Raw genomic sequence first — 25238 nt, forward strand, 5'->3', positions numbered from 1 at the left:
CAGCCTGCATGAAGGATTCATCCCGGGCTCAAGAAGGGGAGGACCGGTGACCGCCCCCCCCGCGCCGGAACTACAGCACCAGCACGCCGTGATGCTTGGCCTTCTCCTGCGGTTCCACGTGAATGCTGATGGAACTGTCCGGCGTCTCCGCCCGGATGGCGTCCTCCAGCCGGTCGCAGATCGCGTGCGCCTCCGTGACCGTCATGTCGCCCGGCACCACCATGTGGAACTCGATGAACGTCATGCTGCCCGCGTGCCGGGTGCGCAGGTCATGCATCTCCAGCGCGCCCGCCCCGGCCGTGCTCATGGCCGCGCGGATGCGCCGCTCGGTGTCGCCATCCACAGCGGCGTCCATCAGCCCGCCGATACTGTCGCGCACCAGAAGCCAGCCGCTCCAGAGGATGTTCAGCGCTACCAGGATGGCCAGCAGCGGGTCCAGCCAGTGCAGGCCCGTCAGGCGCGCGGCCAGCACGCCCACCAGCACGCCCACGCTGGTCACCACGTCACTCATCACGTGCCGCCCGTCGGCGAGCAGCGCCGGGGAGCGCAGCGCCCGCCCGTGCCGCAGCAGGACCGTCGCCCACAGCGCGTTCAGCGTGCTGGCCCCCAGGTTCACGCCCAGGCCCACGAGGCCCGTGCCGCCCTCCGGGGCGACCGGGTTCATCAGGACCGGCACGGCCTCCCGCATGATCGCGACCGCCGCGAGCACGATCAGGACGCCTTCGGCCACGGCGCTGAAGTACTCGGCCTTCGTGTGCCCGTACGGGTGGTTCGCGTCGGCCGGGCGGGCCGCGACCCGCAGCGCCGCGAACGCCGCGACGGCCGCCGCGACGTTGATGATGCTCTCCAGCGCGTCCGAGTACAGCGCCACGCTGTTCGTGAGCAGGTACGCCAGGAACTTCAGGCCCAGCACCACCACGGCCACGAGAATGCTGCCCAGCGCCAGCCTTGAGGCGCGCCGGGAGGACTGCTGGGAGGCGGAGGGAACCGTCACCGCCGGAGCGTAGCAGGGTTAGGCGCGGCGAAAGTCGTGCCCCCGCCGGGAACAGCCACCCCTGCACCAACCCCGACTGATTCTGCCTGGAACGTAACGCGGCCTGATACACTCATTCGGTGACCGCGCCCGACCTCCTCGCCCAGCTCAACCCCACCCAGGCCCAGGCCGCCGACCACTACACCGGCCCGGCCCTGGTCATCGCCGGCGCCGGCAGCGGCAAGACCCGCACCCTCATCTACCGCATCGCCCACCTGATCGGCCACTACGGCGTGCAACCCGGCGAGATCCTCGCCGTGACCTTCACCAACAAGGCCGCCGCCGAAATGCGAGAACGCGCGGGCCACCTCATCAGCGGCGCGGACAAACTCTGGATGAGCACCTTCCACAGCGCCGGCGTGCGCATCCTGCGCGCCTACGGCGAACACATCGGTCTCAGGCGCGGTTTCGTCATCTACGACGACGACGACCAGCTCGACATCCTCAAGGAAGTCATGGGCTCGGTGCCCGGCATCGGCCCCGACACGAACCCCCGCGTCCTGCGCGGCATCCTCGACCGCGCCAAGAGCAACCTCCTCACCCCCGACCAGATCGCCCGCAGCGGCGAACCGTACATCAGCGGCGTCCCCCGCGAAGCCGCCGCCGAGGTCTACCGCCGCTACGAACAGCGCAAGAAGGGCCAGAACGCCATCGACTTCGGCGACCTCATCACCGAGACCGTCCGCCTCTTCCAGGAGGTCCCGGCCGTCCTGAACGCCGTGCAGAACCGCGCAAAATTCATCCACGTGGACGAGTACCAGGACACCAACAAGGCCCAGTACGAACTGACCCGCCTGCTCGCCAGCCGCGACCGCAACCTGCTGGTCGTCGGCGACCCCGACCAGTGCCTGCCGCCCGGCACGCCCATCAGCACGCCAGGCGGCCCGCGCCCCATCGAGGACATCCAGGTGGGCGACACCGTCTGTGGCGTCGGCGCGCGCGGCACCCGCCTGCCCACGCAGGTCACAAACGTCAAGCGCGGCCACTCCGCAGGGCCGCTCTGGCACATCCAGGCCGGGGAGCACACCCTGAGCGGCACGCCGCACCACATCGTCCTGGCCCGTCACCTGCCCATGCCCGGCCAGTGGTACGTGTACCTGATGCACCGTGAGGACCGCGGGTACCGCGTCGGCCTGACCATCGGCGCCCGCCAGAACAGCGAGGGTCAGACCGACTACGGCTTCCGCGTCCGGCTGAACCAGGAACACGGTGACCGGGTCTGGGTGCTGCGCGTGTGCGACTCCCGCGCGGACGCCGCGTACTGGGAGGCGCTGTACGCCGCCCGCTACGGCCTGCCCACCGCACTGTTCCACGGTGTGGGGCGCAACCTCGCGATGGATGAGGCACGACTGGCGCAGCTGTACGGCGAACTCGACACCGAAGCCGCCGCGCACCGACTCATGACCGACCTGCACCTGCACCCGGACTTCCCGCACCACCGACCCCAGAACGGCGCGCGGCGCCAGAGCGTGAACCTCGTCATGTTCCAGGATCACCGGGGCGGGACGGTCGGCTACCACCGCATCCAGTGGAGCAGCAACCGCGCTGACGTGGCGCAGAAACTCATGGCCGCCGGGCACCCCGTCCGCAGCAACGGGCGCGGCGGGTACCGTCTGGAACTCAGCCGCCGCGACTACCCCCAGGCGCTCGAAGACGCGCGGCGTATCGCGCGCGACGGCGGCCTGGAACTGCAGCGCAAGGCCCAGATCGGCGGGATCATGTACGCCTTCACGCCCCTGTCCCACCTGCACCCCGGCATGCGGATGCTGGCCGACGGCACCGAGGGACTGCGCGAGGTCGAGGTCACGCGCGTCGAGCAGCGGCCCTACGACGGCCCGGTGTACGACCTGACCGTCACACCCACCCACACGTACCTCGCAGGCGGCCTGCTCGTGCACAACAGCATCTACAAGTTCCGCGGCGCGGACATTCAGAACATCCTGGATTTCCAGAAGGACTACCGCGACGCGAAGGTGTACCTGCTGGAACACAATTACCGCTCCAGCGCCCGCGTGCTGACCATCGCGAACAAGTTGATCGAGAACAACGCCGAACGGCTCGACAAGACCCTCAAGGCCGTCAAGGAGGACGGGCACCCGGTCGTGTTCCACCGCGCCACCGACCACCGCGCCGAGGGGGATTTCGTCGCGGAGTGGATCACGCGCCTGCACAGCCTGGAGGGCCGCCGGTTCAGCGAGATGGCGATCCTGTACCGCACGAACGCCCAGTCCCGCGTGCTGGAGGAATCGCTGCGCCGCGTGCAGATTCCCGCGAAGATCGTGGGCGGCGTGGGCTTCTACGACCGCCGGGAGATCAGGGACATCCTCGCGTACGCCCGGCTGGCCATCAACCCCAGTGACGACGTGGCGCTGCGGCGCATCATCGGGCGGCCCAAACGCGGCATCGGCGACACGGCCATGGTGAAACTGATGGACTGGGCACGTGCGAACGGCACCAGCGTCCTGACCGCCTGCGCGAACGCCGAGCAGGCCCGCATCCTCGACCGGGGCGCGGCCCGGCCCGTGGAATTCGCCGCGCTGATGGAGGCCATGGCGGACGCCGCCGAGAACTACGAGCCCGCCCCGTTCCTGCGCTTCGTGATCGAGACCAGCGGGTACCTCGACCTGCTGCGCCAGGAGGGACAGGAAGGACAGGTGCGCATGGAGAACCTCGATGAACTCATCAACGCCGCGCAGGAATGGGCGCAGGAGAACGAGGGCACCATCGCGGACTTCCTGGACGACGCGGCCCTGCTGTCCAGCGTGGACGACATGCGCACGAAGACCGAGAACAAGGGCGCCCCGGAGGACGCCGTCACGCTGATGACCATGCACAACGCCAAGGGCCTGGAGTTCCCCGTGGTGTTCATCGTGGGTACCGAGGAGGGCCTGCTGCCCAGCAAGGGCGCGCTGGTCGAGGCGGGGGGCATCGAGGAGGAACGCCGACTGTTCTACGTGGGCATCACCCGCGCCATGGAACGCCTGTTCCTGACCGCCGCGCAGAACCGCATGCAGTTCGGCAAGACGAACGCCGCCGAGGACAGCCGCTTCCTCGAGGAGATCGAGGGGCACTTCGACACCATCGACCCGTACGGGCAGGTCATCGAGTACCGCGCCAAGACCTGGAAACAGTACCGCCCCACCGTGCCCGCGCCCAGCGCCGTGAAGAACACCAGCCCCATGACCGCCGGCATGGCCTTCCGGGGCGGCGAGAAGGTCCGGCACCCCAAGTTCGGCGAGGGGCAGGTGCTGGCCGTCGCGGGCGTCGGCGACCGGCAGGAGGTCACCGTGCACTTCCCGTCCGCTGGGGTGAAAAAACTTCTGGTGAAGTTCGCGAACCTCAGCCCCGCCTGAATGCAACGGCCGCCGCTCGCCCGCTGTCCCTGGTGGATGCACGCAGCGTGCGGGGACACGCTGCGGAGTCAGCGACCACCCCGCCACACGTTCTCCCAAGATTTTGTGGCGGCGATCACCACGGGCGACCTGTCACCATGAGCGCGTGAATCCCACCGACCCCTCCCCGACCCCCGGACCGCCCGCCCCGTGGCGCTCGACCGGTTCCATCCAGGAATTCCTGAGGGCCCTGTGGCAGTACGCCGCGTTCCGCCTCATCGTGTTCGTCGCCGTGGGCCTGCTGGCCCTGTGGGTGGGCGGGTGGCTGCTGAGCAACCTCGCCAGCGTCCTGATCACGGTCCTGGGCGCGTACGCCCTGGCCTTCCTGATGAACCCGATCCTGTCCTGGCTGGAGCGGCACCGGGTGGGCCGCGCCATCGGGGTGCTGTTGCTGATCGTCGTGCTGATCGGCCTGATCACCGTCCTGTGGTTCGCGGTCAGCTCGCAGATCAGCGGCCTGATCGAGGGCCTGCCCAGCCTGACCGCAAACTTCAAGGACCTCGTCAACTCGCTCCTGAACCGCCTGGACGGCATTCCCGGCACGGAAGGACTCAAGGCCACCATCTCCGAGTACGTGGACAAGCAGACCGGCAGCCTCACGGCCGGCGCGGGCCCGCTGTTCGACCGGCTGATCAACGCCGGCCCCGACGTTCTGGACACCCTGGCCGGACTGGTCGGCTGGCTGGGTCAGCTGGGCCTGCTGCTCACCCTGGCGATGTACTTCATGTTCGAGTACAACACCTTCGGTGCGGGCCTGCTGAAACTCTTCCCCCGCACGTGGCAACCCACCCTGCTGCAACTGGCCGACGACGTCAGCGACAGCTTCGGCATGTACCTGCGTGGCACCGTCATCACGGCGCTGGCGTGCGCGCTGCTGGCCACCGCGGGACTGCTGATCCTGCACGTCCCGAACGCGCTGGCGCTGGGTATTCTCAGTGCGTTCGTGAACCTCATTCCGTACGTGGGGATCGTGGTGGCGTCCATTCCACCCATGCTGCTCGCCCTGCCGCAGGGCACCACGACCGTCCTGGAGGTCGCGGCGCTGTACTTCATCATCAACCAGCTGCTCGGCAATGTCATCGGGCCGATGGTCATGGGCCGCAGCACCAGCATCGGCCCGGCCAGCATCCTGATCGCCATTCTGGTCGGCCTGGCCCTGGCCGGGGCGATGGGCGCGATTCTCGCCATCCCCTGCGCCGTGCTGCTCAAACGCTGGACCAGTCGCTACTGGCTGCGCAGCCCGCTGTACCGCGGGGCCGCCGGTCGCGCCGCCCCCAGCGCAGACCACTGACAGCGGTGTTCAGATGTGCTGACAGCGTTTTCCAGTTCCATTGAAGGGCCAACAGCACGACCCTGGGCTCCACTTCCAATCGCTCATGTCGGCGGGTACTCGCGCCGCGCATTTCAGGGAGACTGAGGGGTTTCTCAGTCTCCCTGACAACCGCTGTCAGTGCACCCCGCAGCACACCTGAAACGAGCGGTCTCGGAGAGCGGCGGAGCAGAGCAGGAAGCTGTCAATATCAGAGGTTGGAGGTGAAGCCCAGGGGCGCGCCGTCGGCCCTTCAGCGGAACTGGAAATCACTGTGAGGGGATTTCAGGCACTTGGAACGGTCTGCTCGGGATCACACAGGTGAGCACAGCGGGCGTCATCTGGTGTCTTCAAGGTGATAGAGCACAGGCGGCGGCCCCCAATCTGGTGGGCCGCCGCCTGTGCCGGGTTCAGCTGCTGGCGGGCGTCTTGCGGCTGCGCGTGGTTTTCGGCGCGGGCGTGGGGGCCGCAGGGGCCGCGGCCGCCAGTTCCGGCACGATGGCGGCCAGGTCCTCGTGCGCAATGGGCCGTTCCTGCGCGCCCACTCCGGTCGCGGCGAGTGCCCCGGCGGCGTTCGCCGCTCGGGCCGCGCCACCCATGCTGGCCCCGGCGAGGATCGCGTGCGCGAAGACGGCCGTGAAGGTGTCGCCCGCACCAGTGGAGTCCACGACCTTCCCGGAGGGCCGGTAGGCGTCGACCAGTTCGGTGTCGTCGGGCGTCCAGGTGATCGAGCCCATCTTGCCGACCTTCACCACGACCCGCTGGGCGCCGGCCTGCCCCAGCTGCGCCAGCGCCGCGCTGATCGAACTGGTGCCGGTCAGGGCCTGCAACTCGTGCTGGTTGAGCATCAGGTAGTCGGCGGCGATGACGTCGTTCAGCAGGGTGGTACCGGCCTTGTTCACGGCGCCGGTTCCCAGATCGATGAACACCGGGACGGGCGTCTTCGTGCCGCGCGCCGCCTCAATCGCCGCGAGGCTGTACTCGCGCTGCGGTCCCTCGATCAGCGCGTACGCGTTGATGATCAGGGCGTCGGCACCGTCCAGGTCCTTCTTCCTGAAGCCCGCAGGGTCCAGCTGACGGTTGGCGGCGCCGTCACTGATCATGGCGCGCTCGCCGCCACTGGTCTGCATGACCGTGATCGTGCTGGTGATCAGGCGGGGGTCGCGCTGGATGGCGCTCTCGCTGACGCCGCATTCGCGTACGCGACTCAGGGCGTATTCCGCGAACGGGTCGTCGCCGACGCGGGCGGCCAGCGTGACCGCGTGGCCCAGGCGGGCCAGGGTGACGCTCATGGTGCCGCCGGCCCCGCCGGGTTTCATGCTGGCCTGCTGCGGCGTGACTTCCTCGCCGGGTTCGGGCAGGCGTTCAAGGTGGTAGAGGTGATCGACGGTCACGTCACCGATGATGTAGAACTTCACAGTTGGGTCCTCCGGGGTGCCGGGAGCGGCGGCCCTGAATAGTGACTGGGGGGGTGAATCTTGCTGCGGTTACCGTATCACGCCCAGTTTGACGGCCATGTCACGCAGGTCACCCAGCGACACGTCCTCGGCACGCACGTCCGCGCGCAGCCCGGCGGCCTCCAGCGCCGCGTCGATCGCGTCGCCGTCCATGCCGGTTAGGCGCAGGTTGTTCCGCAGGGTCTTGCGGCGGTGGTGCAGCGCCGTCTCCACGAACGACAGGAATGCCTGCTCGGGAGCCGGGCGGGTCCGGTCGAAGTCCAGGCGGATCACGGCGCTCGTCACGTCCGGCGCGGGCAGGAACGCGCCCTTGGGTACGTCCCGGACGTGCTGCACGCTGCCGTACAGCGCAGCGATGGCGCTCAGGAACCCGTAGTTCTCCTGTCCGGGCTGCGCGGCGAGGCGCTGCCCGACCTCCTTCTGCACCAGGACCGTGGCGGACACGATGCCCGGCGCGCGCATGAAGCGCGACAGCAGCAGGCCCGTGATGTAGTACGGAAGGTTCGCGATGACCCGCGTGCCCTGCGGCAGCGTGGCGTAGTCGAAGTCCAGCGCGTCGCCCCACACGACCTGCACGTCCAGGCCGTCCAGCGTCTCGGCCAGCACGGGCCGCAGCCGCTCGTCCTTTTCCAGCGTCGTGACCTGCGTGCCCCTGGAGGCGATCTCGCGGGTCAGGACGCCCAGGCCCGGGCCGATCTCCAGCACGGGCACGCCGGGCGCGGCGCCGCCCGCCTCGGCGATGGCGCGCAGGATGTTCCCGTCGATCAGGAAGTTCTGCCCGAGACTCTTGGTGGGCTTCAGCCCGTGGCGGTCCAGCAGGTCCCGTACGCGCGCCGGGGAGTACAGCGGCGCAGCGCTCAGGTCACGCTCCTCGTGGTCGGCGGGGCGGTCCGTCGAGCGGCGGTCAGGGCCGCGCCGGTCGGACGGGCGGCGGTCGGAGGTGCGGGCGGGTCTGCGGGAGTCTCTGGGCATGCGGGGACGGCCCTCCGGGGCCAGGAAGTGAGGGGAAGCGTGCGGGCGGGACAACGGTGAGCGCCGCTGTGGGCGCGCCGGGAACACGTCAGTATACTCACGGGGTGAGTTTCCGTTCCGGGCCGTACCGCTGCCGCGCCACCTGCCGGGGTCCGTCGTGACCGCCGACCTGACCACCGACCCCCAGGTCGTCCCGGACCCCGCCCCGGCCGCGCTGAGTGACCTGATCCGCGCCGGGGCGTGGCGCCGCGCCGCCGCGACCGCAAGCGTGCTGGGCGAGAGTGCCGACCTCGTGGATGCCCTGCAGACGCTGCGGGTCGTGCAGGACGAGATCCGCGCCCGCCGCTACCCCGCCGCGCGTCAGCAGCTGGCCGCGTACGCCTCGGTCGCCGATTCGCTGACGCACCCGCTGGCGGCCGAGCTGCGCCTGTACGTCCACCCGGGGGAGGTCATGCAGGCGCTGGACGCGCTGGAGGCGCAGCGCCGCGCCGACGATCCGGCCGCGCTGCGCGGGGCGCTGGCGGGCGCGCTGGCACAGCCCCTGACCCGCGCCGAGGCGCTGAACGCCCTGGGCGTCCTGCACGCCATGCTGGGCGACGAGGCGCAGGCCCGCGAGGCCCTGACCGCCGCGCGCGAGGCCGACCCCGGCCACTACCGCGCCCTGACGAACCTGGGCAACCTGGACATGGAGGCCGGACGGTTCGCGCAGGCGGAAGCCATCTACCGCGAGGTGCTGGCCCTGGAACCCGACTACGACGGCGGGCACCACAACCTCGGGGTGGCGGTGCGGCGTCAGGGGCGCGTGGCGGAGGGCGTGCGGCACATCCGCCACGGGCAGCGGCTCGCCATGAAACGCTCCCGCGAGGACACCCGCGCCGAGGCGAAGGAACAGCTGAGCCGCACCCCAGCCCTGAAGTACCTGCGCTTCGTGCTGCTCGCTGTCGCCGCGCTGGTCATCTTCCTGGTGCTGCGCGGCGCGGGCAGCTGAGCGGATCATGCGGGGCGCGGTCCTCACCCCGGACGGTGTGCGCGCCATCGACGCGCGCCTGGAACGCGCGGGCCTGCTCGACCCGGCCATGGAGGTCGCCGGGGAGGCCGTCGCCCGCGCCGTGCAGGAGCGCTGGCCGACCGGGCGGGTCGTGCTGCTGGCGGGCGGCGGCGCGAACGGGGGGGACGCGCTCGTCGCCGCGCGGCACCTGCTCGCCGCCGGGCGTTCGGTCACGGTCCTGGCCCGCCCGTCCACGCATCCCCTGACCCGCCTGAACCGCCGCCGACTGCGGGCCGTGCGGGGCGAGGTCCGGCCCCTGACCCCGGCCAGCCTGAACCGCGCCGCGCGGGGCGCCACCGTGCTCGTGGACGGCCTGCTCGGCACCGGGTTCCGCCCCCCGCTGCGGGACGATCTGGCCCGCGTGATCGGCGCGCTGAACGCCCGTGACCGCGGCCCGGACGTGCTCGCCATCGACCTGCCCAGCGGTCTGGATGCCACGCGCGCCGACCTGCCCGGCGAGGCGGTGCGCGCCGACGTGACCGTCACGTTCATCGGTCCGAAACCCGCCCAGCTGTTCGGGGACGCCGCCGCGCACGGCGAGACGCTGATCGTCACGCCTCTGCCGGTGCCTGCCGCGTGGATTGAGGACGTGCAGGTCGCCGCCCGCCCGGACGACGCGGCCCTGGGCGCGCTGCTCCCGGTCCGGACGGCCTCGGCGCACAAGGGCACCGCGGGCCGCGTGTGGATCGTCGGGGGAGACCCGGGCACGGTCGGTGCGCCCGCCCTGGCCGGGCTGGGCGCCCTGCGGACCGGGGCGGGGCTCGTCACGGTCCACTCGGCGGCGGACGTGCCGCTCGTCACGCCGGAACTGATGGCGCAGCGCCACGCCGACCTGCGCGCCTTCCTCACGGCGAGTGACGTGCGCCCGGACGCTGTCGCCCTCGGCATGGGCCTCGGCCCGGACGCCCCGGCGCTGGCGCGCGAGGTCCTGCGCTGGACCGTGCCGACCGTCCTCGACGCCGACGCCCTCCAGCCCGAACTCTGCGGGCACGGGCACGACCGCTGCCTCTGGACCCCGCACCCCGGCGAGGCCGCCCGCGTGCTGGGCGTCTCTACCCTCGAGATCACCCGCGACCCGCTGGCCGCCGCCCGCGCCCTGCAGGAGCGGCTGGGCGGCGTGGTCGTCCTGAAGGGTGGCCCCAGCGTCGTCGCGCGCTCGGGTGACCTGAGTGTCTCGACCGGCGGCCACCCGGGCATGGCGAGCGCGGGCATGGGCGACACCCTCGGCGGCATGCTGGCCGCGCTGCTCGCGCAGGGCCTTCCGGCCTGGGACGCGGCCCGGGTCGGCGTGCGCCTGCACGCGCGCGCCGGGGAGCGCGCCGCACGAACCTTCGGGTACGGACTGGGCGCCACCGACGTCGCCCACGAAATCGGCGGTGCCTGGGCCGACCTCAGATCCGCCGGGCCGCGCCCCTGACGGGGGTATGAACCGTCTGGTCAACTGCTGACCGGAAGGTGATAGCTTGCAGCCATCCATGCAAGGCCTGCTCAGCGATGTGCCCCTGATGGGCGTCTTGGAACTGATCCACACCACCCGCCAGACGGGCGTTCTCGACGTTCAATCCGACGTTCCCTTCACGGTCGCCTTCATGAACGGCGAGGTGATCTCCGGCGGCATTCTCGACTGGCTGGGCACCGAGGCCATCCAGGCCAGCCCGATCCTGGCCGAATCCGGCACCTTCCGATTCGAGTCCCGCGGCGTGACCGGCACGCCCCTGGCACCGTACGGGCACTTCTCGACCGACTGGGCGCGCATCAGCGACGAGTGGGACCAGGTGTGCGCCGTGATCGGCAGCCCCAGCCAGGTGTTCCAGGGCCGCGTGCCGATGTTCGACGACCCCGGCGGCCGCTCCATCCGCGCGGTCGCGCGGGACGTCGAGATTCCCCTGTTCGAGGTCGCGCAGACGGTCACCCAGGCTGTCCGAGAGGGGAAACTCACCCCGACCGGCCGCTTCGAATGGTCCCGTCTGAAACTTCAACCGGCCGGGCAGCGCGCCGCGCTGCACCCGGTGGCCCGCCTGCTGGACGGCGACCGCACCCTGGCCGACGCCGTCGAGGCAGGGACCAGCGTGTCGGACGTCCGCGAGTACCTGCTGGGCGAACTGCGCCTGGGCCTGCGGTTCCCCGGAAGCGGCTGGGTCATGCGGGACCTCGTGTGGGAACACCGGCACCTGCGCGCCACCTGACCTGCCCGCCAGAGAACATGGCGCGGCGTGGCGTAGAATGCCCGGCATGCTGTTTCTTTCGGCCCTGCTGCTGCTCGTGGCGTTCCTGGCGGGCAGCGCACCCCTCGGGCACGCCCTGCTGACCCGCGCGGGCGTGAACGTCCGCGTGAACAACCCGCACAACCTGGGTGTGGAGAATGTCCTGTACCGCGTCGGCCCGCAACTGGCCGCATTGACGGCCCTGCTGGACGCCGCCAAGGGGTTCCTGGCGGTGCTGATGGCCGCCAGCCTGAACCTGCCCGAGGTCACCGTGATGGCCGCCCTGGCCGCGTACCTGGGGCACCTCAATCCCCCGCGCTTCCTGTTCGGGGACACGCCCCCGCGCGGGCGGGGCAACCTCGTGCTGCTGGGCGTCCTGGCGGGCCTGGCCGTGACCGGGGCCCTGCCGCTGTGGGTGTGCGCCCTGCCCGTGCTCGTGTACGCGGGCGTGGCGGGCTTCTGGGGGTATGTGAGCGCCGCGACCCTGGCGGGCCTGACTGCTTTCACGCTGGCCGTGGCCACGCAGCCTCTGGGCACCGCCGCGAAACTGGCCGCGCTGGCCCTGCTGGTCGCCGCCACCTGGCGGTTCAAGGAGAACATCGGCCGCATGCTGGACGGCACCGAACCCCGCCTGGGCGAGGCGGTCCCGCTGGCCGGGCGCCGCAGCGACGAGGTCGTGGCCGCCTTCATGATCCACCCCATGACGCTGGAGAACTTCTGGAGTGCGCGCCGCTTCGCGTGGCTGCGTCCCCTGGTCGAGAAGGGGATCGTCACGGAACGCAGCGTGCGGCAGATGGCGGACAGTCTGCGTCCCATGAAGATCGGCGAGCTGCAGGGCATCCGCACCGTGGACGGCAAGAGCATCCGCTGCTACCTGCTGTCCAGTCCGCTGCTGCCCGACGTGTTCCGCGACAACCCGGACCTCGCCACCCGCCGCGCCATCGAGGGCGCCCGGCTCGCGCAGGAACTCGGCGCGGAGGTCTTCGGACTGGGCGCCTTCTGGTCCGTCGTCGGGAACAAGGGCATCGACGTGCAGGCCGCCGTGCCGGACCTGACCATCACGAACGGCGGGGCGTACACCTCCGGCACGATCAAGGCCGCCATTCCTGGCATCCTGGAGCACTTTGCGGCCGAGGGCCGCGACCTCCGGCAGGCGACCGCCGCGGTCGTGGGCGCGAACGGCGTGGTTGCGTTCGGCATTGCCCGGACCATCGCACCGCAGGTGGCGAAACTCATCATGATCGGCCGCGACACCGAACGGCTGGAACGCAGCGCCGCCACCCTGCGCCGCGCCGCGAAGGACACCGAGATCATCACCACCACCAGCTACGACACCCTGAAGGAGGCGGACCTGATCTTCACCGCCACCAGCGATCCGAACCCCGTGATCTTCCCCCAGCACGTCAAGCCCGGCGCGTGGATCTTCGACGAGGGTCGTCCCGCCGACGTGGATGAGAGCGTGCAGGCCATCCCGGGCGTGCGCGTCATCCCCGGCGGCGTCGTCCGGCCCCCCGGCGGCATGACCAGCAACATCGACCTGCAGTTCGGCGAGGGACAGGTGCCGGCCTGCCTGGCCGAGACGCTGATCATCGCCGCGACCGGCGAGCACCACCGCAAGAGCCTGGGCCAGCAGACCCTCACCGAGAACATCAACTTCTTCGTGGAGCAGGCCGACAAACTGGGCTTCCAGGTCGTCGACTGACAGGGCACTCAATCGGTGCCGTGCGGTGTTGACGCCATTCCTGAACCGCGCGGAGCGGATCGCCGCAGATGACCTCCGGCCGAGGTGAACGGGAGGGGCGTTCAGGTGAGCATTCACTTCAGGGTCCGAACGGTGAGTGAAGCCCCGGTCCATGGCGTGCACAGCGGTTTTCAGTTCCATCCTGGGGGCAAGAGCACGCCCTTCAATTCCACTTCCAGTCACTGTCTGTCTCAGGTGCTCGCTTCGATCGATTCAGAGGGATCGAGGGATACCCTCAATACCTCTGAACTCTACTGAGATGGTCTTTTCCATTCACCTCCTTCTGCTGTTGGCTCCGGTTCAGGAACGAATGATGCAGGTCCGGCGCCGGGCTCTCACGCAGATGCGGTAGAGGTGGCGGCCGACAGGCACTAGCCTGCCGGGCAGATGCGTGGCGCCGCCCTCCTGTTCGCTTGTCTTCTCGGTTCGTCCCAGGCTGCTCGCCTTCCGCTGTTCCTGGGTCCGGCTGCGCCGCCGGCCGCGGTGGCCCCGCAACGGTGCGCCCCGCCGGACGCTCCGCTGGAACGGACGCTCTGGACACTCGACCGGGCGCGCGGCGGTCCGGACCTCTCCTGCGGGAACGAGGTGCTGGGAGCCGTCCGCACCCCGCAGGACCTCGATACGCCCCGGGACGCCTTCGACACGCTGGCTGACGAGATCCGCGCCGCCCGCAGCGAGGTGCTGCTGACCAGCATGGAATGGGAGAGTGAGCCGGGCCACCCCGGCGCCACCTTCATCCAGGCGGTCCGTGACCTGCATGAGCGGGTGAGGGCCGACCCGGCCGCCTATCCGCAGGGGATGACCATCCGCGTGCTGCTGGGCAACTACCCGCAACTGAACGACCCGGCCGGAACCGCCCAGATTCTCGAACTGGCCCGGGAACTGCGCCGCGCCGGGGTGCCCCTGAGTGATCTGGAGGGCCGCTGGACGCTGACCCTGCTGAAGTACGCGTACCTGCCGCACAGTCACGTGAAACTGCACGTGATCGACGGTCAGGACCTGACGGTCAGCGGGTACAACTTCACGGCGTGGCACCTCCCGCTGGGCACGCCGGGCGGGCTGGCGCTACATGACACGGGGCTGCGTCTGCGGGGCCCGGCCGCGCAGGAGGGTGTGGCCGCCTTCGACGACCTGTGGCGGCTCAGTGATCAGCTGGTCTGTCCGCCGGACATCACGCCGGATACGGTGGCGGCCCGCTGCGCCCTGCGGCCAGCCGGGCGACCCACGCACCCGACTGGCGCCACGCGGGCGGTCTCCGCCGGGTCTGACCGCGCGTTTTTGCTGTACCGGCGCACCGCCGGGGAGGATAACGCGGACCGCGCGCACCTGGCGCTGATTGGTGCGGCCCGGCACAGCATCGACCTGATGCAGGCGGATTTCAGCCCGGGCCTGGACTGCTGGTTCGGGTACGTCACGCCGGAGTCCTGTCCGCTGGACCGTCTGCCCGTGTACTTCCCGGCGCTGCTGAGGGCCATGCAGCGCGGAGTGCACGTGCGGCTGCTGGTCGTGGATTACGGGTTCGGCAAACCGGCCAACCGGACCGGGGTGGCGCTGATGCGCCGTGAACTGAGGCGCCGCGGTCTGGACGGGCTGTTCGACGCGCGGTACACCACGTTCAGGTTGCATACCAAGGCCATGACGGTCGACGGGGACATGGTCGTGGTGGGCAGCATGAACTTCCATTTCAGCGCGTGGGGCAGCGCCGGTCTGGCCGAGGCGGCCTTGGCGACCGGGAACGCCGCCGCCGTGGCCGAGCAGGAACGGTCCTTCGAGCGGGCCTGGACGACCAGCAGCGTTCCCGTGCCCGAGGAGCGCTGGCTGTCGCGGATTCCCCGGGATCTGGTCTCGGTTCCCTGATCCGGCGCGCAGGCGCACGGTTCCCGGCAGGGCGCCGCTTTACACTGGGCGGCATGATCGAGCGGATTCATCTGGCCAAACCCCGCGGCTTCTGCGCGGGGGTCGTGATGGCCATTCAGGCGGTCGAGAAGGCCGCGCAGACTGAGGAGAAACCGGTGACGGTGTACCACTCCATCGTGCACAACCACACGGTCGTGGACCGGCTGTCGCAGGGGTACGGCGTGCATTTCGTGGAGGACCTGGACAGCGTGGAGGCCCTGCCGCAGGGCGGCGAGACGGTGGTGTTCAGCGCGCACGGGATCAGTCCGGTGGTGCGTGAGCGGGCGCGGGCGCTGGGCCTGGCGACCATCGACGCGACCTGCCCGCTGGTGACGAAGGTGCACACCGAGGCGAAGAAGTACGCCCGTGAGGGCTACACGATCCTGCTGATCGGCGACAGTGCCCGGCATCAGGAGGTCATCGGTACGCGCGGCGAGGCGCCGGACGCGACCATCGTGGTCGGCGTGCTCGGCAAGAGCGGCGAGGGGCTGGCCGACCCGCACACGGTGCAGGTGCCGGACCCCGAGCGGCTGGTGGTGCTGACGCAGACGACCCTCAGCGTGGACGACACCCGCCGGACCATCGAGATCCTCAAGGGTCGCTTCCCGGCGCTGGTGGTGCCGCCCAGCGAGGACCTGTGCTACGCCACGAAGAACCGCCAGGACGCCGTGAAGGCGATCGCGCCGCTCGTGGACCTGTTCCTGGTGCTGACGAGCACGCACAGCAGCAACGGCATGCGCCTGCTGGAACTCGCGGAGGCCGAGTGCGGCCGTTCGGTGCGGCTGGAGACGGCGGCGGACCTCGCGAGCGTGGACTTCACGGGCGTGCATTCGATCGGGATCACGAGTGCGGCAAGTACGCCGGACGATCTGGTTCAGGAGGTCGTGGCGCATTTCCGCGCGCTGAACCCGTCCCTGGCGGTCGTCGAGGAGGGCGAGTGGGAGAACATCGAGTTCCGCGAGCCGAGGAAGATCCTCCCCACGCAGGCGCTGCCGCGCACCATGCAGTAGGTGCCGGGCGACATTCTGGGCGTGGCGGCGCTGCTGCTGCGCCTGCTGCTGGCGTGGCAGGTCGTGTGGGGTCTGGTGGCCTTCGTGGCGATGTGGCGCGACAAGGGCTTTGCAGGCGAGGCTGGTCGCACGCGCATTCCCGAGCGGCAGTTGCATGCCCTGGAGGCGCGGGGCGGCTGGCTGGGGTCGTGGCTGGGGCAGAGGGTGTTCCGGCACAAGACCCGCAAGGTGGCGTATCAGCGGGTGTTCCGGCGGATCGCTCTGGCGTGGGCGCTGGCGGACGTGGTGATCGTGGCGAGCCTGATACTGCTCCCGGTCGTTTTCAATTGATAAGAGTTTGACCCTTCTTCCTGTCATGCGCTAGGATGCCGAGCATGATTGTTGTGAAAGTCGGCGGAAGCGCCGGAATCGACTACGACGCCGTCTGCGCCGACCTCGCCGCCCGCTGGAAGAACGGGGAACGCCTGATCCTCGTCCACGGCGGCAGCGGCGAGACCAACCGCGTCGCCGAGGCCCTCGGGCACCCCCCGAAGTTCGTCACCAGCCCCAGCGGCTACACCTCCCGCTTCACGGACCGCCAGACCCTGGAAATCTTCGAGATGGTCTACTGCGGCAAGATGAACAAGGGCATCGTCGAACGCCTCCAGCGACTCGGCGTGAACGCCGTCGGCCTCAGCGGCCTCGACGGACGCATCTTCGAGGGCAAACACAAGGACTCCGTGCGCGCCGTCGAGAACGGCAAGGTCAAGGTCCTACGCGGCGACCACACCGGCACCGTCGAACGCGTGAACACCCACCTGATCGACCTGCTGCTCGCTGGGGGGTACCTGCCGGTCCTCACGCCGCCTGCCAGTTCCTACGACGGCGTGGCGATCAACGTGGACGGCGACCGCGCCGCCGCCGCGCTGGCCGTCGCCCTGAAGGCGGATGCGCTGCTGCTGCTGTCCAACGTGCCAGGCCTATTGCGCGCCTACCCCGACGAGAGCAGCCTGATCCGCGAGATTCCCGCCGCGGACGTCGAGAACTACCTGGAGTTCGCGCAGGACCGCATGAAGAAGAAGGTCCTCGGCGCAGCGGAGGCGGTGCAGGGGGGCGTGAAGCGCGTCATCTTCGGCGACGCCCGCAACGGCCAGCCGGTCAGCGCGGCCCTGGACGGCCAGGGGACCGTCGTCTCCTGACCCGCACCGGGCAGGGGAGGGCCGCGTGCGCTATGCTGATCCGCTCATGCTGTCGCCCGCAGACCTCCTCACCTTCCTGAACGAACGCGGCGGCCGCGAATACCGTGTGCAGGCCCTGCTCCACACCGGGCGGGGCCGCAAGGCCGCCGTGCGCGAACTCGGCGAGTACTCGCTCACCGCGCGCGGCGAGACCGTGCAGGCCACCGGCCCGAGCGGCCAGACCCGCGACCTCACTCACGCGGACTTCCTGAGCGTGTTCGGCAGCTACACCTTCGGGCCTGCGCAGCCTACCGGGCGGATGACCGACCTGGGCCCGCTGTTCAGCTGACCCGGCCAGCCTCCCAGTGGTGGTCACGGGCGCGCGGTAGGCTGCGTCCGTGACCTTCCAGCCTGAATACCCGAGTGTCCGTCGGCCCGTGTACGCCCGGCGCGGCATGGTCGCCACCAGCCAGCCCCTCGCCGCGCAGGCGGGCCTGAGCGTCCTGCAGCGGGGCGGGAATGCTGTGGACGCCGCGATCGCCACGGCGGCCGCGCTGACGGTCGTGGAACCCACCAGCAACGGCATCGGCGGGGACCTGTTCGCGCTGGTGTGGGCGGGTGGGGAACTGCACGGCCTGAACGCCAGTGGGGCGGCGCCCGCCGCGCTGAGCCTGGACGCGCTCCGTGAACGCCACGCCGGGGAGATGCCCCGCCACGGCTGGACGCCCGTCACGGTGCCCGGCGCGGTGCGCGGCTGGGCCGACCTGCACGCCCGCTTCGGGCGGCTGGACTTCGCGCAGGTCCTCGCCCCTGCCATCGAGTACGCGCGGGACGGCTACCCGCTGTCCCCGGTGCTCGCCGCGAACTGGGCGCGGGCGACCGGCATCTACCGCCGCCTGAACCTGCCCGAGATGGCCGAATGGTTCCGCACCTTCGCGCCGGACGGCTTCACGCCGGCGCCCGGCGCGCTGTGGCGCAGCGAGGGCCACGCCCGCACCCTGGAGCAGATCGCCGCGACGCACGGCGAGGCGTTCTACTCCGGTGAGCTGGCCGGGCAGATCGACGCGCACGCCCGCGCACAGAGTGGCCTGCTGACCGGCGCGGACCTCGCCGGGCACTCCAGCGAGTGGGTCACGCCCATCCACACCGACCTGCACGGGCACCGCGTGTTCGAGATCCCGCCGAACGGGCAGGGGATCGCTGCGCTGATCGCCCTGAACGTCCTCAAGGGCGTGCCACTGCCCGAGCGGCGAGACGACCCCCGCAGCCTGCACTTGCAGATCGAGGCGATGAAACGCGGCTTCCACGACGCGCACGCCTTCGTGGCCGACCCGCGCCACACCCCGGTGGACGTCGCGCACCTGCTGTCCGGCGCGAACGCCGACGCGCACCGCGCCCACCTGGGGGACAGGGCCCATGACCCTCGCACCCGCGCCCCCAGCACCGGCGGCACCGTGTACCTCGCCGCGGCCGACGAGGAGGGGCAGATGGTCAGCCTGATCCAGAGCAACTACATGGGCTTCGGCAGTGGCGTCGTCGTGCCCGGCACCGGCATCGCCCTGCATAACCGCGGGCACAACTTCCACACCGACCCCGCCCATCCCAACGCGCTGGCACCCGGCAAGCGCCCGTACCACACCATCATTCCCGGCTTCCTGGGCCGAGCGGACGGCACCCCGGTCGGGCCCTTCGGCGTGATGGGCGGCTTCATGCAACCGCAGGGACACCTGCAGGTCGTGCTGAACACCGCCCTGTACGGCATGAACCCGCAGCAGGCGCTGGACGCCCCGCGCTGGCAGTGGCTGGACGGCACCCGCGTCGAGGTGGAACACGCGTTGGGCGGCACCCTGGCCCGCGAACTTTCGCACATGGGCCACTCGGTCAGCGTGCAGCTCGACCCCGGCGCCTTCGGGCGAGGGCAGATGATCCGCCGCGATCCGGTCACCGGCGTGCTGGAGGGTGGCACCGAGACCCGCACCGACGGTCACATCGCCGTGTGGTGACGGCCAGCGGGCCGCGCGCCGCGAGCAGGAACAGGGGAGAGGCGGTGCGCTGGGTTCAACTTCCGAGCGCACCGCCTCTTCCTGTCCGCCGACGTTACGCCGTGCCGACGTCGTGCCCGTCGTCCCGCTGCTCCAGGCGGAAGCCGTGCGGCAGGAAGTCCCGCACGTACCCACTGATGATGTCGCCGTGCTGGTTCACGCACACGACGCGGGCGTCCGGCGCGAACTCGAACAGCACCTGACGGCACGCGCCGCACGGACTGGCGGGCGGGGTCGCCTCGGAGTACACGACGATGTCCGTGAATTCGCGCTCACCGGCGGTGGCCATGGCCTGCACGGCGCTCTGCTCTGCGCAGCGGCCCAGGCCGTAGCTGGCGTTCTCGACGTTCGCGCCGAAGTACACGCGCCCGTCGCGGGTCCGCAGCGCCGCGCCCACGTGGAACTTGCTGTACGGCGCGTACGCCTGCCGGAACGCCGCTTTCGCGCCCTCGAGCAGCTGGGGGTCGGGGGTGAGGTTCAGGGGGTTGGTGTCACTCATGGGGGTCCTCGGGGTCCAGCGGGTTCGCGTCGGGGGCGCGTTCCACGCGCACGCGGGTCACGCGGCGCTGGTCGGCGTCCTCGACGGTGAAGGCCCAGCCGTTATGGATGAAGGTCTGCCCGGCCTCCGGGATGTCCCCGAAGTGGCTGGTCATGAAGCCGCTCAGGGTATCGAATTCACCGTCGCCGTCCTCGATGTTCGCGCCCAGTCGCTCCTCGACCTCGCCGACCGTCAGGCTGGCGTCCATCAGGTACACGCCCTCACTGATCACCTCGATCATCGGGACCTCCTCCTCGTCGGTCTCGTCGTAGATTTCACCGACGATCTCCTCCAGGGCGTCCTCCAGCGTGACCAGGCCCGAGATGCCGCCGAACTCGTCCACGACGATGCTCAGGTGGCTCTTCTTGTCGCGCATCTTGGCGAGCAGGTCCTTGATCTTCATGCCTTCAGGCACGAAGAACACGGGGCGCATGATGTCCGCGATCAGCGTGTGGTCCAGGCTGTCGAGGTGCATCAGTACGTCCCCGGTGTGCACGATGCCCACGATGTTGTCCGGCGTGTCCTGAAAGACCGGCACGCGCGAGTACCCGTGTTCGCCCTTGAGGTCCAGCAGGCGGCGCAGCGCGGCCGAGCCGTCCACGACGACCATGTCCACGCGGGGTGTCATGACCTCGCGCACGGTGGTGTCGGACAGGTCGAACACGTTGTACACGAGTTCCTTCTCGTCGTCCTCCAGCACACCCTCCTGACTGGAGGCGCTGACGATCATGCGGATCTCCTCCTCGGAGTACGCCGTGTGGTGACCCGACACGCCGCGCAGGCCGAACAGACGCACCACGAGGTTCCCCAGAGCGTTCAGGGCGCGAATCACGTACTTGAACAGCCACGTGAACGCCAGCAGCGGGCGCGTGACCAGCAGACTCACCTGCTCACTGCGCTGCAGCGCCCACGTCTTCGGCGCGAGTTCCCCGAACACGATGTGCAGGACGGTACTGATCGCGAACGCTACCCCGAACGAGATCGCGGTGATCTGCGATTCCGTGAACTGCCCTTCGGGGAACAGCGGGTGAATCAGGTGCTCGATGGCGGGTTCAGCCACGAAACCGATCGCGAGACTGGCCATGGTGATGCCCAGCTGCGTCGCCGCGATGTACATGTCGAGGTTCTGCAGCGCCTTCTGCGTGGCCTTGGCGGTGGCGTTCCCCTCGTCGGCCAGCTGGTCGATGCGGGTGCGGCGCACGCTGACCAGCGCGAATTCCGCCGCGACGAAGAAACCGTTCATGAGCACCAGGAAGAACAGGGCGAGGATACCAAGCAGGTCATTCATGTAGGGACGCGCTCCAGGGTCGCGTCAGGGTCATCCGCAAGGCGCAAGCTGCCCGTCCCGCCCGGCAGGTGCGCGGGCGGGTACGTCGGTGACCGTCGGTGGGGTGCCACGGCAAAAACGCCGCCCTCGGGCGGTGTTCTCCGGGCGCGGTAGGTGAGCCGGAACTGGGAGGCTCCATAGCAGACGGAAGGATAACACACCCCACCCCCCACCGGGACGCCTGTCCCGCCCGCGCCCGGTCACCGGCCGGGGAACGCGGCCCAGGGGGTACGCTGGGCGCACCACACCCACAGGAGGCACCCCCGCATGACCCACCCCGACACGTACCGCGCGCTGCGCGTCCTGAAGGACGAACAGGGCACCCGCGCCGAACTCCAGACCCTGCCCGTCACGGACCTGCCCGGCGGGGACGTCCTGATCCGCGTGACGCACTCCAGCCTGAACTACAAGGACGGACTGGCCGTCAGCGGCCGCCCCGGCGTGCTGCGCACCCACCCCATGACACCCGGCATCGACCTCGCCGGGACGGTCATCGAGGACGCCTCGGGCCGCTGGCAGCCCGGCGACCACGTCATCCTGACCGGCTGGGGCATCGGCGAGCGGCAGGACGGCGGGTACGCCACACTCGCCCGCGCCCGCCCGGAGTGGCTGGTCGCGCAGCCTGGCGGCACGGACGCCCACTGGGCCATGAGCGTCGGCACCGCCGGATTCACCGCCATGCTGGCCGTCATGGCGCTGGAGGACCACGGCCTGACCCCCGGCAGCGGCGAGGTGCTGGTGACCGGCGCGGCGGGCGGCGTGGGCAGCACCGCCGTCGCCCTGCTCGCCCACGCCGGGCACATCGTCGTCGCCAGCACCGGACGACCCCAGGAGGAAGCGTACCTGCGCGACCTGGGCGCTGCGCAGATCATCGGCCGCGACGACCTGCCCGGCCTGACCCGCCCCCTCGAGAAGGAACGCTGGGCGGGCGTCGTGGACACCGTTGGCGGGGCCACCCTGGCCGGAGCGTACGCCTCGACCCGCACGCACGGCAGCGTCGCCGTGTGCGGACTCGCCGGGGGTCACGACCTGAACGCCACCGTGTTCCCGCTGATCCTGCGCGGCGTGAACCTGCTGGGTATCGACTCCGTCACCTGCCCCCCGGCCCGCCGCGAGGCTGCCTGGACCCGCCTTGCCCGCGACCTGCCCGTCAGTCGCCTGAGCTCCGTCACGCAGACCCGCACCCTGGACGAGGTGCCCGCGCTGGCCGCCCAGATCCTCGCCGGGCAGATCCGCGGCCGGACCGTCATCCAGATCGACTGATCTCCACGGCCGTCACGAGCCGGGAGGCAGGAAGGAAGGCGCGATCTCCCGTGGGTGGTCGCGCCTTTCACCGTGGTGACGGTCCGGTTACCGGGGCGTGAGGTCACCCAGGTTGACGGCCGGGCTCTCTTCGGACAGAGCGGCGGTCCGCTCATCCCGGGTTTCGCCCGTCTCCCCATAGATCCCGTTGCCGTTCACGTCGCTGCCCGCCGTCACCCGGTAGGTGCCCTCGCCCAGGAAGGCGCGGAACGCTCCCGTGCTGTCCAGTTTCGGCTGAAAGCTGAGGCCGCGGCTGCTCTGCACACGCACGCCCAGGCCGCTGCTGACCTGCGGGGCGTTCAGGGCGGCCGCAGCGTTGATCATGCCGAACCCGAACTGATCGTCGCGCCCGGCGGTCCCGAGATCCGTGGCGGTCTCGCGCAGTCGCCTGACCGTGTCCTCCGCGCCGGTCGTGACGCCCTTGCTGAGCATCAGGGCGGCCAGGGCGGCCACCTGAGGACTGGCCTGACTGGTCCCCACTTCCGACTCGTAGTTGGGCGCGTTCTTCACGTAGTCCCAGCTGGTCGAGAGGATCATGTCCGGGTACGCCGCGCCGTTGAAGGTGCCGCCATTGAACTTCGCGCCGCTGTACGGGTCCGCGCCCCCCGGAGCAGCCAGCTGCACCTGCGGGTAGGCGTTGCTGAAGGGCGAGTGCATGGGCGCACTGGCACCCGACAGCGTCACGCTCGCGACCGAGACGGCCCCGTCACAGGCGGCCGGGTAGTAGGGCGACGTGCCGTACCCGTTGCCGGAAGCAGCCACCACCAGCGCCCCCGCCGCACGCGCCTCGGCAATCGCGTCGCACATGGGCTGGGCGTCCGTGGCACTGATCGCGCCGCCCAGGCTCAGGTTGATCACCTGCGCCGGGTGAGGCGTCTTGAACGTCACGCCGTCAATCGTGACGGGCAGACCGGCCGCGTAACGGATGCCCAGCGTGACGTCCGCCTCGGTGGCGTTTCCGCTCGCGTCGATGACCCTCACCGGCAGCACCTTCACGTTCGCCTTGTAGGTGGCGCCGACCACGCCGCTGGGGCTGCATCCGGCGCAGACGCCGGTGTTCGCACCCCAGCGGGCGGCGATGATGCCGGTCACGTGCGTTCCGTGGCTGCCTGCCGTACGCCCGGGCGTCGAGGGATCGGTCGGGTCCGTGTCGGCACCGGTCCCGTCGCCGTTGGTGGTGTCTGCGATCACGTCCATGGCGCCCTCGCCGGGTTGCCACAGCTGCCCCTGCAGGTCCGGGTGGTCGAAGCGCACGCCGGTATCCACGACCGCCACCGTCACCGGCTTCGAGTACGCGCCGCTCTCCATGTCGCGCCACACGGCGCCGTACCCCATGAGCGGGTACGCCCACTGCAGCGGCGAGAACTGATCGGTGGGTGTGACCGGTGTGGCCAGCGTCGCCTGCGGGCGCAGCACGACGTTCGGTACGGCGTACTCCACGTTCGGGTCGCTGCGCAGGGCCCGTAGCGCGGCAGGAACGTCACTGACGTCGAACGCGGCGGACTGGGAGCCCAGCGTGACCTGACGGGTCACGGCGAGGCCCGCGGCGGTCAGCCGCTCGCGGCCCAGCGTGCGGGCAGACTGGTTCACGCCCTGCGCGGTCAGCGCGCCTCCCGCGCGGTACTTGACGATCACGCCGCGTGCAGCCGGAGCCGGTGCAGTCCGCACCTCTTGCCGGGTGATGACATCCAGACCGGTGACCTGAGCAGGCTGCACCAGCCGTCCGGTCAGCTCGAACTGCTGCGCGGTGACCGTCCAGACTGCTGTTCCGTTCGTCGCGCCTGATCCCGAACCGCTGGTCCAGCTGACCTTGATCGTGCCGGTCAACGTGGCCTGATCGGCCGTGACGGGCGTCGCGTCCTGCCGAACGGCCGCCACGGAGAATCTGACTGGCCCGGTGCCCGACTGCGTGGACACCCGGATCCAGCTGGGGTAGTCCGTGATGCGCCACGAGCCGCTGAACGGGACCGTGATGGTCTGCTGGGCCTTCTGACCCAGCGCCACCGTGCGGTCGTTGATCCCAGCGCTGTTCGTATTGAGCTGATCGCAGGCGGACAGTGCGAGGGCCAGCGCGAGCAGCCCTGCCGAGCGTCGAAGAGGAGTCATGTGCCCCACAGAATGCCGCATGGAAGCTGACCGGACATGAATGTGCGCCACAGTGGCACAATGGCGCCCGTGCCCAGCGGACGAGTCCATAACCTGATCAATATCGGCGCGTACAGCGTCCTGGCGGCCGGCGCTCTCTACGCGGCGCGGCAGAACCTGCTGGTGATCACGCCCGCACAGGCCCTGAACTTCACAGTGGCGTACGCCGCCGGGACCTTCCTGCTCTCCCCGGACCTCGACCTGGCGGAGGGGCGGGTGGACAGCAAACGGCACTGGGGTGTGCTGGGCATCCTGTGGGTGCCGTACGGCATGCTCTTCAGTCACCGCGGCTGGTCGCACAGCTGGGTGATCGGACCACTCACCCGGCTGCTGTACGTCGCACTGATCGTGGCGCTGGTCGTGGGACTGGTGAAATTCGTCGCGCCGGAGGTTCAGCTGCCCCGGATTCCGCAGCCGGTGGCCTGGAAATTCATCCTGCCTCTTCTGATCGGGTACTACCTGAGCCAGTGGCTTCACCTGATCGCGGATGGTGTGCGGCCGGATCACGGGTTGCGCAAGGGGTACCGGAAGGTTCGGGGGCGCTGATCGGGTCGGCGCTGCGCTAGACTGCGGCATCGACGCGAGTGTCGTGGCGTCCCGGACTGGTCTCCGACCGGCAGACGTGACGGTAAGCTCAGCTCTTTTCCGGCGGCGTGACCGTCGTC

At 70.2% G+C, this 25238-nt stretch carries 20 protein-coding genes; 14 read left to right on the forward strand and 6 right to left on the reverse strand.

The window, feature by feature from the left end:
• Positions 1 to 70: 70 nt before the first annotated feature.
• Positions 71 to 994: a manganese efflux transporter MntE gene (gene mntE / locus IEY69_RS03655; RefSeq protein ID WP_189071753.1), complete on the reverse strand. Its 924-nt coding sequence runs from the start codon at positions 992 to 994 to the stop codon at positions 71 to 73.
• A 119-nt stretch (positions 995 to 1113) separates the two neighbouring features.
• Here mntE and IEY69_RS03660 point away from each other — a divergent pair, with 119 nt between their 5' ends.
• The gene (locus tag IEY69_RS03660; RefSeq protein ID WP_189071754.1) at positions 1114 to 4386 is read left to right on the forward strand and encodes a UvrD-helicase domain-containing protein; all 3273 of its coding nucleotides are present in this window, start codon (positions 1114 to 1116) and stop codon (positions 4384 to 4386) included.
• Between the two features lie 145 nt (positions 4387 to 4531).
• Positions 4532 to 5716, forward strand: a complete 1185-nt coding sequence (locus IEY69_RS03665) for an AI-2E family transporter (protein WP_189071755.1) — start codon at positions 4532 to 4534, stop codon at positions 5714 to 5716.
• 428 nt (positions 5717 to 6144) lie between these two features.
• On the opposite strand, the gene IEY69_RS03670 is transcribed toward IEY69_RS03665, so the two are convergent.
• Both IEY69_RS03670 and rsmA read right to left on the reverse strand, forming a co-directional pair.
• The gene (locus IEY69_RS03670) at positions 6145 to 7152 is read right to left on the reverse strand and encodes a carbohydrate kinase family protein (protein ID WP_189071756.1); all 1008 of its coding nucleotides are present in this window, start codon (positions 7150 to 7152) and stop codon (positions 6145 to 6147) included.
• A gap of 69 nt (positions 7153 to 7221) precedes the next feature.
• Positions 7222 to 8163 (reverse strand): 16S rRNA (adenine(1518)-N(6)/adenine(1519)-N(6))-dimethyltransferase RsmA, encoded by a 942-nt coding sequence (rsmA, locus tag IEY69_RS03675; RefSeq protein ID WP_189071757.1) that lies wholly within the window; start codon positions 8161 to 8163, stop codon positions 7222 to 7224.
• 157 nt (positions 8164 to 8320) lie between these two features.
• Between rsmA and IEY69_RS03680 the strand changes: the two genes are divergently transcribed.
• The 10 genes from IEY69_RS03680 (at position 8321) to IEY69_RS03725 (ending at position 19222) form a co-directional block, all read left to right on the forward strand.
• Positions 8321 to 9151 carry a tetratricopeptide repeat protein gene (locus tag IEY69_RS03680; RefSeq protein WP_189071758.1) on the forward strand — a complete coding sequence of 277 codons (831 nt, stop codon included), beginning with the start codon at positions 8321 to 8323 and terminating at the stop codon, positions 9149 to 9151.
• 7 nt (positions 9152 to 9158) lie between these two features.
• Entirely contained in the window at positions 9159 to 10628 is a 1470-nt protein-coding gene (locus tag IEY69_RS03685; RefSeq protein ID WP_189071759.1) for an NAD(P)H-hydrate dehydratase, read from the forward strand.
• Positions 10629 to 10686: 58 nt separating this feature from the next.
• Positions 10687 to 11397: a DUF4388 domain-containing protein gene (locus IEY69_RS03690; protein WP_189071760.1), complete on the forward strand. Its 711-nt coding sequence runs from the start codon at positions 10687 to 10689 to the stop codon at positions 11395 to 11397.
• Positions 11398 to 11443: 46 nt separating this feature from the next.
• Positions 11444 to 13117, forward strand: a complete 1674-nt coding sequence (locus IEY69_RS03695) for a glycerol-3-phosphate acyltransferase (protein ID WP_189071761.1) — start codon at positions 11444 to 11446, stop codon at positions 13115 to 13117.
• 522 nt (positions 13118 to 13639) lie between these two features.
• Positions 13640 to 15013 carry a phospholipase D-like domain-containing protein gene (locus IEY69_RS03700; RefSeq protein WP_229783614.1) on the forward strand — a complete coding sequence of 458 codons (1374 nt, stop codon included), beginning with the start codon at positions 13640 to 13642 and terminating at the stop codon, positions 15011 to 15013.
• A gap of 53 nt (positions 15014 to 15066) precedes the next feature.
• Complete coding sequence (ispH, locus tag IEY69_RS03705) at positions 15067 to 16062, forward strand: 4-hydroxy-3-methylbut-2-enyl diphosphate reductase (RefSeq protein WP_189071763.1); 996 nt, start codon at positions 15067 to 15069, stop codon at positions 16060 to 16062.
• Positions 16063 to 16392 (forward strand): DUF1294 domain-containing protein, encoded by a 330-nt coding sequence (locus IEY69_RS03710; RefSeq protein WP_229783615.1) that lies wholly within the window; start codon positions 16063 to 16065, stop codon positions 16390 to 16392.
• Positions 16393 to 16436: 44 nt separating this feature from the next.
• Positions 16437 to 17240, forward strand: a complete 804-nt coding sequence (locus tag IEY69_RS03715; RefSeq protein ID WP_189071764.1) for a [LysW]-aminoadipate kinase — start codon at positions 16437 to 16439, stop codon at positions 17238 to 17240.
• 46 nt (positions 17241 to 17286) lie between these two features.
• Complete coding sequence (locus IEY69_RS03720) at positions 17287 to 17568, forward strand: hypothetical protein (RefSeq protein WP_058976730.1); 282 nt, start codon at positions 17287 to 17289, stop codon at positions 17566 to 17568.
• Positions 17569 to 17674: 106 nt separating this feature from the next.
• The gene (locus IEY69_RS03725) at positions 17675 to 19222 is read left to right on the forward strand and encodes a gamma-glutamyltransferase family protein (RefSeq protein WP_189072356.1); all 1548 of its coding nucleotides are present in this window, start codon (positions 17675 to 17677) and stop codon (positions 19220 to 19222) included.
• Positions 19223 to 19316: 94 nt separating this feature from the next.
• Here the strand turns inward: IEY69_RS03725 and cdd are convergent, their stop codons facing one another.
• The gene (cdd, locus tag IEY69_RS03730; protein WP_189071765.1) at positions 19317 to 19760 is read right to left on the reverse strand and encodes a cytidine deaminase; all 444 of its coding nucleotides are present in this window, start codon (positions 19758 to 19760) and stop codon (positions 19317 to 19319) included.
• Positions 19753 to 21087, reverse strand: a complete 1335-nt coding sequence (locus tag IEY69_RS03735) for a hemolysin family protein (protein ID WP_189071766.1) — start codon at positions 21085 to 21087, stop codon at positions 19753 to 19755. Before IEY69_RS03735 ends, cdd begins: the two co-directional genes overlap by 8 nt.
• Before the next feature lie 306 nt (positions 21088 to 21393).
• Here IEY69_RS03735 and IEY69_RS03740 point away from each other — a divergent pair, with 306 nt between their 5' ends.
• Positions 21394 to 22389 carry an MDR family oxidoreductase gene (locus tag IEY69_RS03740; protein WP_189071767.1) on the forward strand — a complete coding sequence of 332 codons (996 nt, stop codon included), beginning with the start codon at positions 21394 to 21396 and terminating at the stop codon, positions 22387 to 22389.
• Positions 22390 to 22476: 87 nt separating this feature from the next.
• Here IEY69_RS03740 and IEY69_RS03745 read toward each other — a convergent pair whose 3' ends face one another.
• Positions 22477 to 24534, reverse strand: a complete 2058-nt coding sequence (locus IEY69_RS03745; RefSeq protein WP_229783616.1) for a S8 family serine peptidase — start codon at positions 24532 to 24534, stop codon at positions 22477 to 22479.
• 60 nt (positions 24535 to 24594) lie between these two features.
• On the opposite strand from IEY69_RS03745, the gene IEY69_RS03750 reads away from it, so the two are divergent.
• Positions 24595 to 25119 carry a metal-binding protein gene (locus tag IEY69_RS03750; RefSeq protein WP_229783617.1) on the forward strand — a complete coding sequence of 175 codons (525 nt, stop codon included), beginning with the start codon at positions 24595 to 24597 and terminating at the stop codon, positions 25117 to 25119.
• Positions 25120 to 25238: the final 119 nt, after the last annotated feature.

The organism is Deinococcus sedimenti, from assembly GCF_014648135.1.
Taxonomy (GTDB): domain Bacteria; phylum Deinococcota; class Deinococci; order Deinococcales; family Deinococcaceae; genus Deinococcus; species Deinococcus sedimenti.